Origin of the sequence: Rhodococcus sp. NPDC079359 (assembly GCF_040702585.1) — a bacterium.
Lineage (GTDB): Bacteria > Actinomycetota > Actinomycetes > Mycobacteriales > Mycobacteriaceae > Rhodococcoides.
Window position 1 is genome coordinate 603,203 of record NZ_JBFBLH010000001.1, and the last position, 19,223, is coordinate 622,425.

The window sequence follows — 19,223 nt, forward strand, 5'->3', positions numbered from 1 at the left end:
GATGAGCGAGCCTGAAGTGAATACCGACGAGCGCAGAATCTCGCACACCATCGGCAGTTTCGCCGAGGTGACACTGGTCGATCCCGACGAGCCGACTCCGCCGCCGCCGTCGGCCGAGGACGTCGCCGCTCACGTGGAGAAGGGTGCGAAGGCCAACTTCTACACACCCGAGCAGGTGGTGTGGTCCACCCCCGAGGGCATCGACGTCAAGCCCGTGTTCACCGAGGCCGATCGAGCCGCCGCCGAGGCCGAGGGCTACCCGCTGCACAGTTACCCGGGTGCCCCGCCGTTCCTTCGCGGGCCGTATCCCACGATGTACGTCAACCAGCCGTGGACGATTCGTCAGTACGCGGGCTTCTCCACCGCCGCCGAGTCCAACGCGTTCTACCGTCGGAACCTCGCGGCCGGCCAGAAGGGTCTGTCGGTTGCGTTCGACCTGGCCACCCACCGCGGCTACGACTCCGATCACCCGCGAGTGCAGGGCGACGTCGGAATGGCCGGTGTCGCCATCGATTCCATCTACGACATGCGTCAGCTTTTCGACGGCATCGACCTGGGCAGCGTCTCGGTCTCGATGACCATGAACGGTGCGGTGCTGCCGATCCTGGCGCTGTACGTCGCGGCCGCCGAGGAGCAGGGCGTCGGGCCGGAGAAGCTCGCCGGCACCATCCAGAACGACATTCTCAAAGAGTTCATGGTGCGCAACACCTACATCTATCCGCCCAAGCCGTCGATGCGCATCATCTCGGACATCTTCGCGTACACCAGCGAGAAGATGCCCAAGTACAACTCGATCTCCATCTCGGGCTACCACATCCAAGAAGCAGGTGCCACAGCCGATCTCGAACTCGCGTACACCCTCGCGGACGGTGTGGAGTACATCCGGGCCGGTCTGGATGCGGGCATGGACATCGATACGTTCGCACCGCGTCTGTCGTTCTTCTGGGCCATCGGAATGAACTTCTTCATGGAGGTCGCCAAGCTGCGGGCCGGGCGTCTGCTGTGGGCCGAGCTCGTCCAACAGTTCGAGCCCAAGAGCGCCAAATCCCGTTCGCTGCGCACTCATTCGCAGACGTCGGGTTGGTCGTTGACGGCACAGGACGTGTTCAACAACGTCGCCCGCACCTGTGTGGAGGCGATGGCCGCAACCCAGGGCCACACTCAGTCGCTGCACACCAACGCCCTCGACGAGGCACTCGCCCTGCCGACGGACTTCTCGGCGCGAATCGCCCGCAACACCCAGCTGCTCATCGCTCAGGAGTCCAACACCGTTCGCCCGATCGATCCGTGGGGCGGCTCGCACTACGTCGAATGGCTCACCCACCAGCTCGCGAATCGGGCCCGGGCACACATCGCCGAGGTCGAGGAAGCAGGCGGCATGGCTCAGGCCATCGGCGAGGGCATCCCCAAGCTGCGCATCGAGGAGGCCGCGGCCCGCACGCAGGCGCGCATCGACTCCGGTCGTCAGCCCCTGGTGGGCGTCAACAAGTACGTGCCCGACGAGCCCGACACCATCGAGGTGCTCAAGGTCGAGAACTCCAAGGTTCGACGTGAGCAGATCGAGAAGCTCGAGCGGCTGCGGGCCGAGCGGGACACCGCCGAGGTCGAAGCCGCTCTGGCGAACCTGACCAGAGCTGCGGCGTCGGATCAGCCGGGTATGGAGAACAATCTGCTGGCCCTCGCCATCGACGCGGCACGCAAGATGGCCACCGTCGGCGAGATCTCCGACGCGCTCGAGAAGGTCTACGGGCGCCATCAGGCCGAAATCCGGACAATCAGTGGTGTGTATCGCGACGAGGCAGGCAAATCCGAGAACATCACCCGCGCCACCGCGCTGGTCGAGCAGTTCGCCGAGGACGAGGGCCGTCGGCCTCGCGTCCTGGTGTGCAAGATGGGTCAGGACGGACACGACCGCGGTCAGAAGGTGATCGCCACGGCGTTCGCGGACATCGGCTTCGACGTGGACGTCGGCCCGCTGTTCCAGACCCCCGAGGAGGTGGCCCGCCAGGCCGCCGACAACGACGTTCACGTCGTCGGAGTGTCGTCACTGGCGGCAGGCCACCTGACGCTGGTGCCCGCCCTGCGGCAGGCCTTGGCCGACGTCGGGCGCGAGGACATCATGATCGTCGTCGGTGGCGTCATCCCGCCCGGCGATTTCGACGAGCTGTACGCCGCGGGTGCCGCGGCGATCTTCCCTCCGGGCACCGTCATCGCCGACGCAGCGATCGGCCTGGTGGAGAAGCTGTCCGTTGCGCTCGGGCACGCACCACGCGAGGCCAACGCCTGAGCATGGGTTCTCCGAACGGCAACACGAGTTCCTCGACCGGTGCAGCGTCGCCGAGAGGCCGAATCATCGACATCGATGCGGTGGCCGACGCTGTCCGAGCGAACGAGCGATCCGGTTTGGCGCGTGCTATCACCTTGGTCGAGTCGACCCGATCGGATCATCGAGACCTGGCTCAGCAGTTGCTGCTGCGGGTTCTGCCCGATGCCGGTGGCTCCCATCGAGTCGGCATCACCGGCGTGCCGGGGGTCGGCAAATCGACCTTCATCGACGCGCTCGGAATGCGGTTGATCGAGAAGGGGCACCGAGTCGCGGTGCTGGCCGTCGATCCGTCGTCGACGCGGACCGGTGGTTCCATCCTGGGTGACAAGACCCGGATGTCGCGTCTCGCCGTGCAGGAGAACGCATACATTCGGCCGTCTCCGACGTCGGGAACCCTGGGCGGGGTCGCACGTGCGACGCGAGAGACGATCGTGCTCCTCGAAGCGGCAGGTTTCGACGTCATTCTGGTGGAGACGGTGGGCGTCGGGCAGTCCGAGGTGACGGTCGCGAACATGGTCGACTGCTTCACGTTCCTGACGCTCGCGCGCACCGGAGATCAGTTGCAGGGCATCAAGAAGGGCGTTCTCGAACTCGCCGATCTGGTGGCCGTCAACAAGGCCGACGGCAAGCACGCGACCGACGCGAAGAACGCGGCGCGGGAACTGGCGGGCGCGCTGCGGCTGATCTATCCGCACGACGCGATCTGGAAGCCCCCGGTGTTGACGATGAGTGCCATCGAGGGCACCGGACTCGACGAGTACTGGGACACCGTGCTGCGTCATCAGCAAGTACTCAGTGACGCAGGCAAATTCGCCGAGAAGCGTCGCAAGCAGCAGGTCGATTGGACGTGGACGATGGTCAACGACCAACTGCTACGAAGGCTGGCGCAGAATCCCTCCGTCAAGGCGATACGCGGCGACGTCGAGGCCCGGGTGCGAGACGGTTCGCTGACCGCCGCGTTGGCCGCGCAGGAACTACTCGACGCCTTCGATTCCTGAATCTCCTCCGCCCGCCGATACCGCGGGGTAGAGCCGGGCGGCGAGCGCTCCGACCCGTTCGATCAAGCGGTCGAAGAATGCCTCGGGATCGGTGTGCATGGCGATCGCGGCATTGGGGGCCTTGCCCCACATCCCGCGCCAGTCGGCCACTGTCGTTCCCCGTGTGAGGGTTCCGACGAGTTCGACGTCGACGGTCGCGTGCCGGTAGGTGGCGATGTCCGCGTCCAGCGCGACAGCGGCCGCAAACGGATCGTGCATGTGCGCCAGGAAGCCTTGATCGTGATCGCGATGGAATTCCAGGTAGAACCGCACCGCGTCGGAGAAGTGCCGCACGATCGGGTTCGACGCGATCGATCGGACACCCGGAGCATCGCTCGACGAGATCGATTCGGCCGGAACGCTTCCGGCGCGTTCGGCAAGACGCCGGATGTGTTCGGGGGTCATTTCGACGGTCTCGGTGATGTCGAGCGCGCAGACGATGGGATGGCGTTCCGGCGGTAGTCCGGAGAAGGCCGCGAACACCTCCGCGGCGGCCTCGGGGTCGACGGCGATGTTCCACTCGCTGGTCGGCGTCGTGTTGCCCTGGTGCTGAAATGCGCCGCCCATCAACACCAGTCGCTTCAACAGTCGAGGTAGCTCGGGATCCCGACGGATCGCCAGAGCGAGATTGGTCAGCGGACCGGTGACCAGTCCGGTGATCTCGCCCGGCCGCGAACGAACCAGCTCCACCCACATCGTGGTGGCGTCCCGGTCGGACAGCGGCCGCGTCGACACCATAAGCTCCGCGTACCCGATGCCCTGCGGACCGTGGGTGTCCTCGGTGGTCATCAGTGGTGCCACGAGGGGTACCTGTGCGCCGAGCGAGACCTCGACATCGCCCGCGCGGCACAGGTCGAGCCAGGCGAGATTGTTCGCGGCAACCTGGTTCACCGGCACATTGCCCGCGGTGGATGCGATGCCGAGGACCTCGGCATCCTCGCTGGCGAGCAAGTAGAGCAAGGCGAGAGAATCGTCGATTCCGGTGTCCACGTCGACGATCAAGGGGACGGTCACGACGCCACCTCCGTCGTCGGGGTGTGCCGCACCGGAAAGTTGACCGATCGCGCGATGAAGCACTTCGAAGACGCCGATGCGTGCAGTTTCTCGGCGCGCGGCACCATCGACGGGTCCACGACGGTCACGACCGGAGCGAGGGTGACCTCGACGAACTGACCCGAACCGTCGGATTGCTCGGTCATCACTCCGGTGGGGGAGTCGGTGTAGTCGGTGACGACCACTCCCGAGGCGGCGGCGAGCCCGAGGTACCACAGCATGTGGCAACTGGACAGCGAGGCGACGAGCATCTCCTCGGGATTCCAGCGTGCGGGGTTGCCGCGAAAGCTCGGATCGGAGCTCGCGTGGAGGTCGGGCTTGCCGGGTGCCGAGACGATGTGATCGCGGTCGTAGGCGGCGGCACCGGTGGTACCGACGCCGCGGTTGCCCGTCCAGTTCACCGTGAGTCCGTAGTTGTGGTTCGGCACGGGTCCATCCTGCCAGCTGTGCGTCGATCGGTGTCGTTGCCCCGCGACGGTCTCTGTCCGGATTGGCCGAATTGCTCCAATTGTCAACGTGGTGTGGCACATTCGACGTCCTGCCGTTCACCTGGAGGAACATCGGTAGACCGAGTTCGGTCGTTTGAAATCACATCGTTTGTCTGGCTAACGTTGCTGGAATGACCGTAGCCCGAGAGCCTGAGACAACCCCGCAGCACACGCGGTGGGGACATCGACACGTCCAGCTTCTTCGACGCGACGCGTTCACGAACCGAATGCGCAGGAAGCCGGCGCTGTCGCAGGAGAGCATCACCGTCGTCGATCAGCCGATGCTCAAGCGTGCGGTGTCGGCAGCTGCTCTCGGCAACACGATGGAGTGGTTCGACTTCGGTGTGTACGGCTACCTGGCCGCGACATTGGGCAAGGTGTTCTACCCCGACGCCACGCCCGCAGTGCAGCTCATCTCGACATTCGCCACGTTCGCGGCAGCGTTCGTCGTCCGTCCACTCGGAGGCCTGTTCTTCGGACCACTGGGGGACCGAATCGGGCGGCAGAAGGTACTCGCCGCGACGATGATCATGATGGCGATCGGCACGCTGGCCGTCGGACTCATCCCCAGTTACGCGACCATCGGGATCTGGGCACCGATTCTTCTACTCGTCGCGCGCCTGGTCCAAGGCTTTTCCACCGGCGGCGAGTACGGCGGTGCCACGACGTTCATCGCCGAGTACTCCCCGGACAAGCGTCGTGGTTTTCTCGGTAGTTGGCTCGACTTCGGCACTTTCGTCGGTTATGCCATGGGCTCGGGCTTGGTGACGATCCTCAACGCGGTGTTGGGTGACGCCACGATGGTCGAATGGGGCTGGCGCATACCGTTCTTCGTCGCAGGACCGATGGGTCTGATCGGGCTGTACCTGCGGCTCAAGCTGGAAGACACGCCTGCGTTCCGCAAACAACTCGACGAACACGACAGCAAGGTCAAGGCGCAGGAGAGCGGTCGGAGGTCGATCGGAAAGATCTTCACCGACCATTGGCGGGCTCTGTTGATCTGCATGGGAATCGTGTTGCTGTACAACGTGACCAACTACATGGTGACGTCGTATCTACCCACGTACTTCACCGAGGTCGTCGGCCGCAGTCAGCTCAGCGCCGACTTGCTCGTCCTGTCGGCGATGGTCGTCGTGGTGAGTGTCATCGTGGGTGTCGGCAGGCTGACCGATCGAATCGGCCGCAAACCGGTGTTCGTCTTCGGTGCCGTCGGACAGATCGTTCTCGCAGTGCCGTGCTTCCTGTTGCTGCGCAGCAGTGGGTTGCTGGGGCCGCTGATCGCATGCGTGCTGCTGGGCCTCGTCCTGGCCTGTTTCGCGGCACCGAGCGCATCGACGCTACCGGCCCTGTTTCCCACCCGGATTCGCTACGCGGCGCTGTCGATCGGGTTCAATCTGTCGGTGTCGATCTTCGGTGGTACGACGCCGCTGGTCACCTCTGCGTTGGTCAGCGCAACGGGTAGCCCGATGATCCCTGCGTACTACCTCGTCGTGAGCGGTGTTATCGGCCTCGTCGCGGTCGGGTTTCTGCGCGAGTCCGCCACCCAACCGTTGGAAGGCTCACCGCCACAGGTCGACTCGACCGCGGAGGCCGAGGAGCTCTACTCCGAGCTGTCCTCGGCCTCCCCGCGGTCGTAGTTCGCGGTCGATCAGTTCCGCTTGGCCCAGATCTCCATTCCGGCAGCATTGAGACGATCGACGAGAACGTCGCCGATCGCAGTGGCGGGAGTGAGAACTCCTGCGGCCTTCGGCAAGGCGTCGCCGCCGTACACGAGCGCGAGTGCCGACTCCGCCAGCATGACGGCGGTGGCCTTGTAGCCGGGGTCTCCCGAGGCCTTGACCCGGGCCCGGTAGCGAGCCCCCGACGTGGTGAGGGTGTACAGGTCGACCGTGAAATGTCCCTTCTCGCGGGCTTTTTCACTGGGGCCGGTGCCCGGCTTGGGCAGAATGCGGTCGAGCACCTTGGCCGGAAGCACAGTCATCGCAGACACGCCGACGAACAGCCCGGCAGACAGAGCACCGGCGAGGACAGGGCTGGCGAACGACGAGCCAACGCTCATCACCTCGCTGTAGCGAAACTGCTTGCCGTAGGCCCAGTCGCGGAGTGCATTGGTGCGCCGGACGACTCGTGTGTTGTACGAGGCCATCACGAAGGGAGCTTTCCAGCCACGCAGGCTCGGGTCGATCTTCTTGCCGTCGATCAGCACGGTGTCGAGTTGGCGACCGAGTTGCGGCTCGAGGCCGCGATCGGGACTGAGCGAGTACGGCCGCGCGGCGATGCGTCGGGCCCGCTTGTCCTTCTTCATCGCCTCGATCTGCCCGCGCAGCGAGTCGATGGTGCCGCCGCTGACCCCACCGGACATCGACGTCACCACCAGGGTCGTGTCGGTCAGCTCACCGGCGTTGTCTGCGGTGACGGCCTCGTACAGCGCGTGTACGCCGATGTCGGACGGGATGGAATCGAAGCCGCACGAGTGAACGATGCGGGCCCCGGTGCGCTGAGCGATCTCGTGGTTGGCATCGATGCTCTCGCGAGCGAACAGGACCTCGCCGGTGAGGTCGACGTAGTCCGTCCCGGCCTCGGCGCACGCCGTTGCCAATTCCAAGCCGTACTTGGCGTAGGGACCGACCGTGGTGATGACGACTCGGGTCGATCGGGCCATGTCCTCGAGCGATGCGAGGTCGGTGGCGTCGGCCTCGAGAACGGACCACTGCTGAGCCCTGGAGCCCAGTTCTTTCCTGGCGGCCTCCACCCTCGCCGTAGAGCGCCCGGCGAGGGCGATGCGGGTGTCTGCCGGTGCATGCTCGGCGAGGTACTTCGCCGTCAATTTCCCGACGAAGCCGGTGACGCCGTAGACGACGATGTCGTGAGTGCGATCGGGGCCGATGGTCGAGTCGGATGCAGGCGAATTCATACCAGCGACACTAACGCGGGTCACCCCGGCGAGTCGACGCGCCGTCAGTTCGTCCAGGTGTGCACGGGTTCTCCGGCATTCATGAGGGTGACGTAATCACCGAGCATTCCTGCGAGTGCGCGATCGCGCTTCTCACCGGCGCGTTCACGGGCGACGACGGCGTTGCGCTGCCATACCGAGCCGGACTGCTTGGCCAGGCACCGCGCCTCGATCACCCCCAGATAGCGGTCGCGGACCGCCGCGTCCACGCCGTAGGCGGCCAATCCGGCGTCGGCCAGGGGCAGCAGCCGACGCAGCACCAGTTCCTGCGGACTCACCCAGCCCACCTCGGGCCAGTAGAGCATCGAATCGAATCCGCCGCGGGCGGCGGAGTGCACGTTCTCCTCGGCGGCGTCGAACGACATCTGCGACCACAGCGGGCGGTCGGCATCGGCCAGCGCGCGGACGGTTCCGTAGTAGAACGCCGCGTCCGCGAGGGTGTCGACCACCGACGGTCCGGCCGGCAGAACGCGATTCTCGAGCCGGATGTGGTGGCCGTCGCCGGACCGGTCGTAGATCGGCCGGTTCCACCGGTAGACGGTTCCGTTGTGCATGCGCAGTTCGGACAGCGACGGTGTCTTGCCCTCGGCCAGCGCAGCCTTGGGATCCTCCTCGCTGCAGACGGGCAGCAACGCAGGGAAGTAACGCGAATTCTCCTCGAACAGATCGAAGATCGACGTGATCCACCGTTCGCCGAACCACACCCGCGGCCGGACTCCCTGATTCTTGAGCTCCTGCGGCCTGGTGTCGGTGGCCTGCTCGAACAACGGAATACGGGTTTCGTGCCACAGCGCGCGTCCGGCGAAGAACGGCGAGTTGGCGGCGAGCGCCACCTGTACACCCGAAAGGGCTTGCGCTGCATTCCAATACGACGCGAACTCGTCCGGAGCCACCTGTAGGTGCAGCTGAACCGACGTGCAGGCCGCCTCGGGCAGGATCGTGTCGGTCACGATGTCCAGGTCCTCGGCGGCAGCGGCACCCGGCAGCCGAACTCCGCCGATCTTCAGTTCGATGTCCTCGCCGCGCGCGGCGAAGATCTGTTGATTGAGGAGGTCGTAGCGCGGATTCGCCGAGAGCCACCGATGCTCGAAGTGCTCCTCGTCCAGAGTCGGGAGCATGCCGATCATGGCGAGACGACTACCCGAGGTGCGGGCGCGTTCGTCCGCTGCATTCAGCGATCTGCGCAGGTCCGTCTCCAACTCGGCGATCGAGGCACCGCGCAGTGGCCGAGGGTCGACGTTGATCTCGATGTTGAACTGGCCGAGCTCGGTTTGATAGTCGGGGTCGGCGATGGCGTCGAGCACCGCCGCGTTGGCCATCGACGGCTCCATGTCGTCGTCGACGAGATTGAGCTCGATCTCCATGCCGATCTGCGGTTCACCGACGTGGAAGGTCTCGTCGGCCAACATGATCGCCAGGGCATCGAGACAGTCCTGTACCTTCTGGCGAAACTCGTGCCGGTCCTGCCTGGTGAACTTACGGCGCTCGACGTCCTCGCCCATGGTGCCCGCCTATCGGTGCGTGAAGAAGGGCCGTTCGCTCGCGCGCAACGACTTCGGCTTACGAGTATCGCAGCCCACGTTCACCGACGGGCACGCACGCGAAAATCACCAGGGTGACGGCTGGTAGTCCTTGAGGAACGAGCCGTACAGATCGACTCCGAGTTCGCCCTGCACGATCGGGTCGTACACCCGGGCGGCACCGTCGACCAGGTCGAGTGGAGCGTGGAAACCTTCGTCGGCGAGCCGCATCTTGGTGGGGTGTGGCCGTTCGTCGGTGATCCAGCCGGTGTCGACGGCCGTCATCAGGATTCCGCTCTCGAGCATCTCCTTCGCGCTGGTGCGCGTCAGCATGTTCAGTGCGGCCTTGGCCATGTTGGTGTGGGGATGGCCCGGCCCCTTGTATGCACGGCCGAACTGGCCTTCCATGGCCGAGACGTTGACGACGTACTTGCGCCGCGCGTCCGAGGCCTCCATCGCGGTGCGTAGCCGCGAGACCAGGATGAAGGGTGCGACGGAGTTGCAGAGCTGCACCTCGAGCAGTTCGACCGGGTCGACTTGCTCGACGGTGTGGATCCAGCTGTTGGTCTCGGCGAGATCGGGTACCAGGCCGCCGGCATCGATGGCGAGCCCGCTCTCGATCCTCTCGGCCGTGACCGAGCCGGCGACCATGGCGAGCGAGGCCACGTCGTCCGCGCTCAGGGCAGCAGTCGATCGGCCGCCGATCGCGGTGGCGGGCAACGAGCTCGCCAGTGACGCGGGGTGCGCATCACTGGTCTTGCCGAACGTGATCCGCTCCGGTCCTGCGCCCTCGGTCAGGGCTGCGGGCAATGGTTCGGCCTCCGCATCGGCCAGTGCGCTGTAGGAACCGGGGGAGCGTTTGACGGTCTGTGCGGCGTTGTTGATCAGGATGTCCAGAGGTCCCTCGGCCGCGACCGAATCGGCAAGCGCCACAACCTGAGCCGGATCGCGAAGATCGATGCCGACGACGCGCAGACGGTGCAGCCACTGGTCACTGTCGTCCATCGCGGCGAAGCGACGCACGGCATCGTTGGGGAATCGGGTGGTGATGGTCGTGTGTGCACCGTCGCGCAGCAGTCGAAGTGCGATGTACATCCCGATCTTCGCCCGACCACCGGTCAGCAACGCCCGCCGGCCGGACAGATCGGTTCGAGCGTTGCGCTTGCCTCGATTGAGCGTCGCGCACTCCGGGCACAGCTGGTGATAGAACGAGTCGACGTGGGTGTAGCGCTGCTTGCAGATATAGCAGGGACGAGCCTTGATCAACGTGCCTGCGATGTCTCCCTCGGCGCGGGAGGTCAGGGACAGTCCTGCGGTCTCGTCGTCGATCCGGTCCGGGGATCCGGTTGCGGTGGCGGCGACGACGGCACGGTCGGCCGCGTTGACGGCGTTGCGCGCCGCGACGCGTCGAGCACGCTTGAGATCTTTGAACATGGCACCGGATGCGCGCTGCACAGCGATCGAATCCGGATGGTTCTTGTCCAGCTCTGCGGCCTGCTTCAGCACGCGCAGGCACGTCTCGAGATCGGTCGGGTCGATCGCGTCCATCGTCGGTCTCCTAGCATCGGCCCCTTCGAGCCGAACGAAAGCGAGTGCAGAACGAAAAAGACCCCGATTCCGAAGAATCAGGGTCAGTTTCGTCTGTCTCAACTCAGATCTGTGAAAATCTTTGTCTGACTACATCTTTCAGACGGTGTCCGAGGGGGGACTTGAACCCCCACGTCCGTTAATAGGACACTAGCACCTCAAGCTAGCGCGTCTGCCATTCCGCCACTCGGACAAGTGCGACCTCTGCCGCATATTCTTTTGTTGCTTTCACAGCCGGCCGCTGTGTGCTGCGTAAGATTATCCGACGGGTTCCCGATAACCCAAATCCCCACGTCAGTTCATGCTCGAGGCCGTTTCTCATGGTGCCCGGAGCGGATTCTGGTGGTAGGAACGACGTGTGCCCAACGATGTGAGCAATCCCGGAAACACAACCGATATCGACGCCACCGTTGCCCTCGACGAAGTCGTGGATCTCGTCAGTTCCCTCATCCGGTTCGATACCTCGAACACGGGGGAGCTCGACACGACCGTCGGCGAGAAGGAATGCGCCGAGTGGGTGGCGAGCAAGCTCGAGGAAGTGGGCTACGAGACGGAGTACGTCGAGTCCGGTGCCCCGGGTCGAGGCAACGTGTTCGCGTGGCTGCGCGGAGCGGACTCCTCTCGCGGTGCGCTGCTGGTCCACGGACACCTGGATGTCGTACCGGCCGAACCCGCCGACTGGAGCGTGCATCCGTTCTCCGGGGCCGTCGAGGACGGTTACGTGTGGGGCCGCGGCGCGGTGGACATGAAGGACATGGTCGGCATGGCTCTCGCGCTGGCCCGCCAGTTCAAGTCCAACGGAACCGTCCCACCCCGCGACATTCTGTTCGCGTTCCTGGCGGACGAGGAGGCGGGCGGCAAGTACGGATCGCACTGGTTGGTCGACAACCGACCCGATCTGTTCGAGGGCGTCACCGAGGCGGTCGGTGAGGTCGGCGGGTTCTCGCTCACCGTCGCTCGTCCGGACGGCACCGAGAAGCGGCTCTACATGGTCGAGACGGCGGAGAAGAGCCTGGCCTGGATGCGGCTGACGGCCAAGGCCCGCGCCGGACACGGATCCTTCCTGCACGACGACAACGCCGTGACGTACCTCGCCGAGGCAGTGGCCAAATTGGGCAATCACACGTTTCCGCTGGTGCTCACCGAATCGGTCTCGCAATTTCTGCAGGCTGTCTCGGAGGAATCGGGTCTCGATTTCGACCCGACGTCACCGGACATCGACGGCACCCTGCTCAAACTCGGCAGCATCGCCCGCATCGTCGGAGCGACCCTTCGCGACACCGCGAACCCGACGATGCTCTCGGCCGGCTACAAGGCGAACGTGATTCCGCAGACGGCGACGGCAGTGGTGGACTGCCGAGTGCTGCCGGGGCGGCAGGCGGCCTTCGAGAAGGAGGTCGACGAGTTGATCGGCCCGAACGTCGAACGCGAATGGATCACGAAACTCGAACCGTACGAGACCACGTTCGACGGCGATCTCGTCGACGCGATGAACGACGCAGTCCTGGCACACGACCCGAACGGTCGAACCGTTCCCTACATGCTGTCCGGCGGAACCGACGCAAAAGCGTTCGCGCGCATCGGAATTCGCTGCTTCGGCTTCGCTCCGCTGAAGTTGCCACCGGAACTGGATTTCGCGGCGTTGTTTCACGGCATCGACGAACGAGTACCCGTGGAATCGTTGGAGTTCGGTACACAGGTACTCGAACACTTCTTGTTGCACAGCTGATACGAAAGGAACCATCGTGGCGTACAACCCATACGACTCGCTTCCGGACCTACCATCCTTCGAGTTGACGTCCGAGGACGTCGAGGACGGCCAGACATTGGCCGCTCAGCAGGTCAGTGGAATCATGGGAGCCGGTGGGCACGACAACTCTCCGCAGCTGTCCTGGTCCGGATTCCCCGAGGGCACCAAGAGCTTCGCCGTCACCGTCTACGACCCCGACGCGCCGACGGCATCCGGCTTCTGGCACTGGGCAGTGGCGAACATCCCCGTCGAGACGACATCGCTGGTCTCGGGCGCGGGCGACGACGGCGGGACCGGGGTACCGAGCACCGCGGTGACGCTCAAGAATGACGCCGGCCTGTTCCGCTACATCGGTGCTGCTCCACCCGCAGGCCACGGCCCGCACCGCTACTTCATCGTGGTTCACGCGGTGGACGTCGAACGGCTCGAAGTGGACGAGACGGCCACCCCGGCGTACCTCGGCTTCAATCTGTTCTCGCACGCCATCGGTCGTGCGGTCCTCACCGGCATCTACGAGGCCTGAGCTCGAACGTCGGGTGTCGGAACACCGGTTCCGACACCCGACGGTTCAGGGCTTGTTCGCCGAGCCCACCGCATCGGTGATCGTGGCGAAGCCGTGTTCCTCGAGCCGAGTTGCCAGTCCCCGGTGAATGTTCTTGATCCACAGCGGGCCACCGTAGATGAACCCGGTGTAACCCTGCACCAGTGACGCGCCCGCGGTGATGCGTTCCCACGCCTGCGCCTCGGTCTCGATTCCGCCGACGGAAATCAGCGTCAGCCGGGTGCCCACTCGGCGGTAGAGACGTCGCAGCACCTCGAGCGAGCGGTCTGCCAGCGGAGCACCGGACAGGCCACCTGCTCCTGCTGTGGCGACCACGTCGGCGTCGGTGCGCAGCCCGGTGCGGGAGATCGTCGTGTTGGTGGCCACGATTCCGTCGAGACCGAGTTCGACGGCCAGATCGGCCAGGGCGTCGATGTCCTCGTCGGACAGGTCCGGGGCGATCTTGACCAATACCGGCACCGTCACCACGGACTGAACCGCCTCGAGGATCGGCCGCAGCGATTCGACGGCCTGAAGGTCACGTAACCCAGGGGTGTTGGGGGAGCTGACGTTGACGACCACGAAGTCCGCCAACGGGCCCAGAAGCCGGGCGCTGGCCGTGTAGTCCGCGGCGGCATCCACCGGCTCCACGATCTTGGTCTTGCCGATGTTGGCACCGATCGGGATACCCGTGCGCCTGGCGCGGACACGCTGGGCGGCGTGCTCGGCACCGTGGTTGTTGAAGCCCATGCGGTTGACGATGGCGCGGTCCTGAGGCAATCGGAACAGCCGCGGCGTCGGATTGCCCGGCTGGCTCTGCGCTGTCACGGTGCCGATCTCGGCGAAACCGAATCCGATCGGCCCCCATGCGTCGATTCCGTCGGCATTCTTGTCGAACCCAGCCGCGAGGCCGAGCGGAGCCGGGAAGTCGACGCCGAACACCGTCGAGCGCAGTCGTGGATCGTCGACCACGAACGCCTTCTCGGCCAGGTAGCGGAGCGGCGGCACGACGGCGACGACGCGGAGCACCCGAAACGCCAGGTGATGGATCCTCTCCGGTGGCACGAGGAACATCAGGCGCAACAGAACTCGGTACAGACGGTCTCCCACGGTCTTCTCTCCGGTCGATCTGGCTCGGTCGAACTCATGCGGTGGTGTCAACGATCGTGCGGTCGAACAGTACTGCGACGGGCTCAGATTCCGGGCTCGGGGATGTGATGCGCGGTTTTCTTGCGTTTGAGCAACACACGCCTGCTGCCATCGGTGTACAGCCGAACCCGCGACAGTTCCCAGCCGCCGAACTCCGCCTGAATCGCCAGCCGCATCGAGGCCGTCACCCGGGTCACATCCGGCGGCAGCCGCAACGGCACGTACTCCCAATCGTCGGACGCAGACACTTCCCATCCGACGGGCATCTTCGCGCGCCCCGGTGCCGAATTGTCATGCGCGTTCATATGCCTCCTCCGTACGTACGGGTCGTTCCTGCAGGCTCCACTCCCGCGTCCACGCGGGTCAACGACCGGCAGCAGGGATGCGCTGCAGACCGTCACCGGTTGCCGATCCCACGTACAGGTCGCCGGTGTCGGCGTCGACAGCGACCGAATTCGGCTGCCGCACAGTGGCCAACCGCCCGGCCTCGACCGGAATTCCGGTATCGAGTGTGTACCCCACCACCTCGTTGAGAGCGGGAAGCGTCACCCACACGACACCGGACTGCTCATCGTAGGCGATCGCCCACGGCTGCGACCCGACCGGAAAGCGTTGCCGCATCAGCAGATCGTGCGAGGTGAAGACGAGCAACTCGGTCCCCGTCGAATCGGTGACCAGCAAGCGGCCGAACTCGTCGCTGGTCATCTCCGCGGCACCTTCGCCTGCGCGCAAGGCCACTCCGAGTGTGCCGTCGTCCAGATTCAGGTCGGTCACCGACGTCTGGCGACGATCGAGAACCGAGACCCCGTTCGGTGTACTGGCCAGAGCATCGGCAGAGGTCACGCTGCCGCCGGAGACCGTGGTGGTGACGTCACCGTTCGTGTCGAGTACACGGACCGCTCCGGTGTCGTCCCCGACAGCCGTCGTGCCGTCGGGTAGGTCTGCTGCGGACAGCGCGTCGCCGTCGACAGGCAGGGCAGTCCGCTGTCCGTCCACCACGGAGATCCTCGCGACGGAACCGTCCATGGGCACCAACACTGTCGAGTCCCGTCCGGCGACGAGTGCTGCTCCCGTGGCGCCCAGATCGACCACCTGGGTCTGCGCTGCGGCTCCGTCTCGGGCCAGGGTCACGGTTGTCGATGCGTCGGTCAGCGCCACGAGGGTGCGGGTGACGGGGTCGAACGTGAGGGCGTCCACGGGCGCGAACGCGCTGACGGTTCCGGCGGGGGTGACAGTGGCTTCGGGGGACTCGGCCGGCGGTCGGGGGTCGACGGAGATGTCGTCGGCGTTCTCGTCGTCGCTGGAACACCCGCCGACCGACAGGACTGTGACGACGGCGAGCGCGGACGCGACTGCCGCTCGAACGGACCGAGCCGACGGTGTTCGCATGAGGCCGAACCTACTTCCTCGAGAAGACGCTGCCTGTGGAGGCGTTGCCACATCTGTACCAGCGTGCAGCGACCTCGGCGAAATCGACCGCGCCGGATCGGTTGTCGTTCGGTCTCGCCCGAACAGGCGGTAGCGTGATCGGGCGAGGTGAGTACACGACATGGGAGTGGACGTGGGAACCGAGGAAACACACTTCGTCGTCGAGGAAGTGAACGCGGGAACGCACCCGAACGGCTTCGGACGCACCGATGACGGTCGGGCGTTCGCGTTTCGTGTGCATCGAAGCACCCTGTACGTGGAGATATACCGCGCCGATGTGCAATCTCCGGTACCGGATCGGTCCGAGGTCGAGGCGGTTGCCGAGCATTCGGTCACCGAGGTCGATCTGACGGACGAGCGCAGCATCGTCGGTGTGGTTCGTGACGCGGTCGCCCATGCGCAGCAGCTGTCCGATGCGTCACAGCGGGACACCACCGCAGTTCGAGCCTTCTTCAACCGGGTCAATTCCGTGCTGGAGGGTTTCTGACACGGTGGGGAACCACCAGCTGTTCGCCCGTCACGGGATGGTCGAACACGTCGACGGGGTGTCGGTAGACCCGGGCCAGCCGTTCGGCGGTGAGCACCTCCCGCGGCGGACCGGTTGCGACCAGTTCACCCGAGTCCAGGATCGCGACGCGGTCGGCGTAGGCCGCCGCGAGGCCGAGATCGTGCAGCACGACGACTACAGCGCGGCCGGCGGCCGCGAGTGAGCGCACCACAGCCATGACCGACTCCTGATGTCCCAGGTCGAGTGCGGCAGTGGGCTCGTCCAGCATGATCGTCGCGGTGTCCTGGGCTATGACGCGCGCCAGCGCAACTCTGGCCTGCTCGCCACCGGAGAGCGACGCGAACGGTCGATCAGAGAAGTCCGCTACGTCGCACGCGGACATGGCTGCGGCGACGCGGTCGTCGTCGTTGCGCGCCGCTGACGTACCGACCCAGGGGGCTCGACCCATTCGAACGATCTGTCCGGCCGTGAACGCGAACCCGACGCTGTGTTGCTGAGGCAGCACCGCACGCCGCCTGGCCACGTCGACCGTGCGGAGGCGGTTCAGGTGCTTCTCGTCCAGTAGAACCGACCCGGCGCTGGGCTCGGTGTCTCCCGCCATGACCGACAGCAGCGTGGATTTGCCCGCGCCGTTGGGGCCCACCAGCGCCAGTATCTCGCCGGCGACCACGTCGAGGTGGACGTCGGACAACACCGTCGCGTTCCCGCGCCGTGCGGAGACTCCGCGGGCGACCAGGGTCTTCGAACCCGGTTTCGGGATGACCGGGATGTCGTTGCGTGCCGTGCCGATTCGCTTCGTCACGCCCAGCCGCCCTGGCGAGCACGGGTACGGCGGAGCAGCCAGAAGAAGAACGGGGCACCCGCCAGTGAGGTCACCATGCCGAGCGGCAGGTCGACGTTCGCGACGAGGGTGCGGGTGACGAGATCGGCAGCGAGCAGCACGACGGAGCCGGCGAGGGCGCTGGCCGGGATCAGGAGTAGATGGGCGGGACCGAGCACCATCCGCACGGCGTGCGGAACCACCAGCCCCACGAACAGAATGATTCCGGTGAAGGCGACGCCGGACGCGACCAGCAGGGCGACGACGACGATGGCGAACTGTCTGAGGCGTTCGACGTTTACTCCCAGATGGCGTGCGACGTTCTCTCCGAGCGCAAGCAGGTCGAGTCGGCGCGCGATCGCCAGGGAAGCTCCGATTCCGAGCAGTGCGAGCGGGCCGACCACGGCCACCGACTGCCAGGTCGCGCCCGCGAGTGACCCCAGTTGCCAGAACACGATCTGATCGCGGGCTGCGGGACTGGCGACGAACGTGAAGAACGCGATGGCACCGCCGGCGAATGCATTGACTGCAACGCCGGTGAGGATGAGCGTCACCACCTCGGTGCGTCCCGCGTTGCGGGCCAGGAAATACACGGCGATCGTGGTGACGAGCCCGCCGACGAATGCTGCGAACGCCACACTCCAGACTCCGGCGAAGCTGCCGCCGAGCACGATGACCGAGCTGGCACCGACGGCAGCGCCCGAGGAGACCCCGACGACACCCGGCTCGGCCAACGGATTGGCGAACACCCCCTGGAGCAGCGCACCCGCGCACCCCAGACACGCGCCGACGACGATTGCCAGAGTCAGGCGCGGGAATCGGACCTGCCACAACGTCACCTCGCCACTGGGGTGTGCGGGCATCGGGCCGATGTCGAGTCCCACCCGATGCGCGAGGCTGCCCAACACTTCCAGCGGTGTCGTCGGCACCTGCCCCACGACGGCCGAAATCAGGGCCAGACACACCAGTGCCACGACCAGGGCTCCGAATGTTGCAAGAACCCGCCCTCGGCCCGAGCGCGTTTCGGCGAGTGCGCGGTCGGTCATGACGCCGGGTCGTACACGGCCTTCGACAGTGCGCCCAACACCTTTCCGGTGTTCGGGCCGAAACTGAGGATGGTGCCGTCGTCCATGTCCACCACCCGGCGATCTCGGCCTGCTGGGGTCTGCGCGATTCCGGGGATCTGCTCGAGCCCCTCGATTCCGCCGATCGATTCCAGGCCCTTGGTCATCATCAGAATGACGTCGGGTGCCGCGGCGATCAACGCCTCGCTGGTGACCGGCACGAATTGTTCGGTCAGACCCGATTCGACACCGGCGTCCCTTGCACCGAGAGCCTCGATCAGTGCATCCGCTCCCGAGCCGGGTCCGGCGAGCATCTTGGTCGCCGGACCGCGCATGTACAGAAACGCGATCTTCGGCGGTTCCGAGGACTCGGGTGCGGCGTTCTCCGCTGCCGAGATCTCGGTGTGCGTTCGTTCGGCGAGTGCGGCACCGGCATCGGGCACACCCAGGGCAGCTGCGACGGCCTCGATCTGAGGGGCGACGCCGGCCAGAGTGCGCGTGGGATCGAAGTACACGAGCGGAATGCCCGCGGCTCGGATCTGATCCTGCACGGCACGTGGACCGATGCTGGTATCGGTCAGTACGACGGTCGGCGACAGCGCCAGAATTCCCTCGGCGCTCAGCGAATGGCCGGTCGGGGTGACGTCGGGCACGTTCTCGGCCGCGGGGAATGCAGCCGAGGTGTCACGCCCGACGAGGTTGTCGCCGAGTCCGAGCGCGAAGACGGTCTCGGCCAGCGTGCCGTACTGGTCGGCGGCGACGATGCGGCTGTTGTCCGTCACCGTGACGGGGACGCCGTCGAATCCGGTCACGGTCACGGGAAGCACCTCCGCCGGATCGTCGACGACGGGTTCCGGATTGGGATCGTCGACGACGGCGGTGCGGGGGCCGACGGAGTCCGAGGATGCGGTGCCGGGGGTGTTCGCCGAGCAGGCGACCAGGACTCCGGCGACGAGGAGCACGGCGGCGAGACGGTTGACGGTCACCACGGAAGGTTAG

17 protein-coding genes and 1 tRNA gene are annotated in these 19,223 nt (G+C 65.8%); 6 read left to right on the top strand and 12 right to left on the bottom strand.

Translation table 11 applies throughout. The features are described from left to right. Window position 1: 1 nt before the first annotated feature. Complete coding sequence (gene scpA / locus AB0362_RS02885) at window positions 2-2,287, top strand: methylmalonyl-CoA mutase (RefSeq protein ID WP_366234777.1); 2,286 nt, start codon at window positions 2-4, stop codon at window positions 2,285-2,287. Between the two features lie 2 nt (window positions 2,288-2,289). Next, window positions 2,290-3,324 (top strand): methylmalonyl Co-A mutase-associated GTPase MeaB, encoded by a 1,035-nt coding sequence (gene meaB / locus AB0362_RS02890; RefSeq protein ID WP_366234778.1) that lies wholly within the window; start codon window positions 2,290-2,292, stop codon window positions 3,322-3,324. On the opposite strand, the gene AB0362_RS02895 is transcribed toward meaB, so the two are convergent. Next, window positions 3,301-4,377 (bottom strand): nucleoside hydrolase, encoded by a 1,077-nt coding sequence (locus AB0362_RS02895; RefSeq protein ID WP_149405808.1) that lies wholly within the window; start codon window positions 4,375-4,377, stop codon window positions 3,301-3,303. The two genes, meaB and AB0362_RS02895, sit on opposite strands and share 24 nt — an antisense overlap. Next, window positions 4,374-4,844: an OsmC family protein gene (locus AB0362_RS02900; RefSeq protein ID WP_149405807.1), complete on the bottom strand. Its 471-nt coding sequence runs from the start codon at window positions 4,842-4,844 to the stop codon at window positions 4,374-4,376. Before AB0362_RS02900 ends, AB0362_RS02895 begins: the two co-directional genes overlap by 4 nt. A 287-nt stretch (window positions 4,845-5,131) precedes the next feature. Between AB0362_RS02900 and proP the strand changes: the two genes are divergently transcribed. Continuing rightward, on the top strand, window positions 5,132-6,541 hold the full coding sequence (gene proP, locus AB0362_RS02905) for a glycine betaine/L-proline transporter ProP (protein ID WP_366234779.1): 1,410 nt from the start codon (window positions 5,132-5,134) through the stop codon (window positions 6,539-6,541). An 11-nt stretch (window positions 6,542-6,552) separates the two neighbouring features. Here proP and AB0362_RS02910 read toward each other — a convergent pair whose 3' ends face one another. The 4 genes from AB0362_RS02910 to AB0362_RS02925 all read right to left on the bottom strand — a co-directional run bounded on the left by AB0362_RS02910 (window position 6,553) and on the right by AB0362_RS02925 (window position 11,157). Beyond that, window positions 6,553-7,818 carry a saccharopine dehydrogenase NADP-binding domain-containing protein gene (locus tag AB0362_RS02910; RefSeq protein ID WP_366234780.1) on the bottom strand — a complete coding sequence of 422 codons (1,266 nt, stop codon included), beginning with the start codon at window positions 7,816-7,818 and terminating at the stop codon, window positions 6,553-6,555. Between the two features lie 44 nt (window positions 7,819-7,862). Continuing rightward, window positions 7,863-9,359, bottom strand: coding sequence for a glutamate-cysteine ligase family protein (locus AB0362_RS02915; RefSeq protein ID WP_094670049.1), 1,497 nt, complete (start codon window positions 9,357-9,359; stop codon window positions 7,863-7,865). A 105-nt stretch (window positions 9,360-9,464) separates the two neighbouring features. Beyond that, window positions 9,465-10,925: an SDR family NAD(P)-dependent oxidoreductase gene (locus AB0362_RS02920; protein WP_149405804.1), complete on the bottom strand. Its 1,461-nt coding sequence runs from the start codon at window positions 10,923-10,925 to the stop codon at window positions 9,465-9,467. A gap of 146 nt (window positions 10,926-11,071) precedes the next feature. After that, window positions 11,072-11,157: transfer RNA gene (locus AB0362_RS02925), tRNA-Leu, on the bottom strand. A gap of 204 nt (window positions 11,158-11,361) precedes the next feature. Between AB0362_RS02925 and AB0362_RS02930 the strand changes: the two genes are divergently transcribed. Beyond that, window positions 11,362-12,693 carry a M20/M25/M40 family metallo-hydrolase gene (locus AB0362_RS02930; protein ID WP_082898618.1) on the top strand — a complete coding sequence of 444 codons (1,332 nt, stop codon included), beginning with the start codon at window positions 11,362-11,364 and terminating at the stop codon, window positions 12,691-12,693. Window positions 12,694-12,709: 16 nt separating this feature from the next. After that, window positions 12,710-13,237, top strand: coding sequence for a YbhB/YbcL family Raf kinase inhibitor-like protein (locus tag AB0362_RS02935; RefSeq protein ID WP_068050809.1), 528 nt, complete (start codon window positions 12,710-12,712; stop codon window positions 13,235-13,237). 45 nt (window positions 13,238-13,282) lie between these two features. Here the strand turns inward: AB0362_RS02935 and AB0362_RS02940 are convergent, their stop codons facing one another. The 3 genes from AB0362_RS02940 to AB0362_RS02950 all read right to left on the bottom strand — a co-directional run bounded on the left by AB0362_RS02940 (window position 13,283) and on the right by AB0362_RS02950 (window position 15,793). Beyond that, on the bottom strand, window positions 13,283-14,353 hold the full coding sequence (locus AB0362_RS02940) for a quinone-dependent dihydroorotate dehydrogenase (RefSeq protein ID WP_366234976.1): 1,071 nt from the start codon (window positions 14,351-14,353) through the stop codon (window positions 13,283-13,285). 95 nt (window positions 14,354-14,448) lie between these two features. After that, entirely contained in the window at window positions 14,449-14,709 is a 261-nt protein-coding gene (locus AB0362_RS02945) for a DUF5703 family protein (protein WP_269594126.1), read from the bottom strand. A gap of 58 nt (window positions 14,710-14,767) precedes the next feature. After that, on the bottom strand, window positions 14,768-15,793 hold the full coding sequence (locus tag AB0362_RS02950) for a hypothetical protein (RefSeq protein ID WP_366234781.1): 1,026 nt from the start codon (window positions 15,791-15,793) through the stop codon (window positions 14,768-14,770). A gap of 160 nt (window positions 15,794-15,953) precedes the next feature. On the opposite strand from AB0362_RS02950, the gene AB0362_RS02955 reads away from it, so the two are divergent. Next, on the top strand, window positions 15,954-16,319 hold the full coding sequence (locus tag AB0362_RS02955) for a hypothetical protein (protein WP_149405801.1): 366 nt from the start codon (window positions 15,954-15,956) through the stop codon (window positions 16,317-16,319). Here AB0362_RS02955 and AB0362_RS02960 read toward each other — a convergent pair. From AB0362_RS02960 to AB0362_RS02970, 3 genes are read right to left on the bottom strand one after another with little or no spacing between them, the layout of a single operon-like run. Next, window positions 16,294-17,142 (bottom strand): heme ABC transporter ATP-binding protein, encoded by an 849-nt coding sequence (locus tag AB0362_RS02960; RefSeq protein ID WP_366234782.1) that lies wholly within the window; start codon window positions 17,140-17,142, stop codon window positions 16,294-16,296. The two genes, AB0362_RS02955 and AB0362_RS02960, sit on opposite strands and share 26 nt — an antisense overlap. Next, window positions 17,139-18,206 (bottom strand): iron ABC transporter permease, encoded by a 1,068-nt coding sequence (locus tag AB0362_RS02965; protein ID WP_317810367.1) that lies wholly within the window; start codon window positions 18,204-18,206, stop codon window positions 17,139-17,141. Before AB0362_RS02965 ends, AB0362_RS02960 begins: the two co-directional genes overlap by 4 nt. Next, complete coding sequence (locus tag AB0362_RS02970; protein WP_317810366.1) at window positions 18,203-19,210, bottom strand: ABC transporter substrate-binding protein; 1,008 nt, start codon at window positions 19,208-19,210, stop codon at window positions 18,203-18,205. The genes AB0362_RS02965 and AB0362_RS02970 overlap by 4 nt, the downstream gene beginning before the upstream one ends. Window positions 19,211-19,223 lie beyond the last annotated feature (13 nt).